Source organism: Sphingopyxis sp., from assembly GCF_019459305.1.
Classification (GTDB): domain Bacteria; phylum Pseudomonadota; class Alphaproteobacteria; order Sphingomonadales; family Sphingomonadaceae; genus Sphingopyxis.
Map to the genome: position 1 here is coordinate 1 of NZ_JAIBES010000069.1, position 1,194 is coordinate 1,194.

The 1,194-nt window shown below is 62.7% G+C and carries 2 protein-coding genes; one reads left to right on the plus strand and one right to left on the minus strand.

Going from position 1 to position 1,194, the window contains the following annotated elements:
• Window positions 1-36 precede the first annotated feature (36 nt).
• Window positions 37-198: a hypothetical protein gene (locus K0M74_RS07735; protein ID WP_293970083.1), complete on the minus strand. Its 162-nt coding sequence runs from the start codon at window positions 196-198 to the stop codon at window positions 37-39.
• A 172-nt stretch (window positions 199-370) separates the two neighbouring features.
• On the opposite strand from K0M74_RS07735, the gene K0M74_RS07740 reads away from it, so the two are divergent.
• Window positions 371-1,132 carry a hypothetical protein gene (locus tag K0M74_RS07740; RefSeq protein WP_293970086.1) on the plus strand — a complete coding sequence of 254 codons (762 nt, stop codon included), beginning with the start codon at window positions 371-373 and terminating at the stop codon, window positions 1,130-1,132.
• Window positions 1,133-1,194 lie beyond the last annotated feature (62 nt).

Genomic DNA, 1,194 nt, shown 5'->3' on the forward strand with positions numbered 1-1,194 from the left:
CGGTAACGACGAAATCAAGAACGGGGGCATTCTCAATCACATCATCGGCCCATTTTTGACGGCCCTGTTCGGCAGCGCGAAGCGCGGTTCAGCCTCCATCTCTGGGAACGGCGACGATTTCGCTGTCGCGGTTCGCGGGAACACCGGGAAGTACAAGCAGGCAAGCGCCAGCGCGGCCGATAGCGTCATCGACAGCATCGCGGGAATAGCTGACCGCCTCGGGGGCTATGTCGACCCGTCACGCGGAAGTGTCAGCATCGGGATCCGCAAGGGCAAATATCGCGTCGACCCCACCGGCGCCGGTCGAACCAAGGCAAAGAACGGGGTCATTGATTTCGGGGATGACGCAGAAGCGGCGGCGCGCGCGGCGATGCTCGACCTCATCAATGATGGCGTCATTCAAGGGCTAAAGGCGGGCACGCAACGGCTGATCCAGGCGGGCAAGGATCTCGACCTTCAGCTTCAGAAGGCGCTCGACTTCGAAAGCGTCTTCACGCGGCTCAAGGGATATCGCGATCCGGTCGGAGCCGCGCTTGATACGCTCGACAAAGAGTTCATGCGGCTGAAGAAAATATTCGGTGAAGCTGGGGCCAGCGCATCGGAATACGCCGACCTTGAAGCGCTCTATGGCCTCGAACGCGCCCAGGCGATCGAGGAAGCAGCGCAGCGGGTCACCGGAAGCCTGCAATCGCTGCTCGACGACCTGACCATCGGGGACAACGGCCGCAGCCTGCGCGATCGTCTGTCGGCGGCTCAGAGCGCATATGACCCGCTCAAGGCTCGCGTAGAAGCGGGCGACCGCAGCGCATACGACGCCTATGCCCAAGCCGCGCAGTCGCTGCTGGCAATCCAGCGCGAGTTCAGCGGCAGCCAGACGCCCTACTTCGAATTGCTCGACGAGATTACCCAGCTGACGAAAACCCGGATCGATGCCGAGAAGAACGTCATTTCGATCGCAGAGAACCGGGACAGCCCATTCTCGAACGGGAAGGTGACCGGGTCGGCGGACAATGCGCCAGTGGTGGGAGCGATCGAGGAGAGTAACGAACTTCTGAGGCAGATCGGCCGACTGCTCGCAGGCGGGGGTGCGGCCGTCGACTTCCGCGGCTTCGCAACGGCCGCATTCCGATGAGCGGCGTGAACGTCGGGATCCGTATGCCGCCGCGGTCCGCGTTCGACGATTTCGAGCGCGAG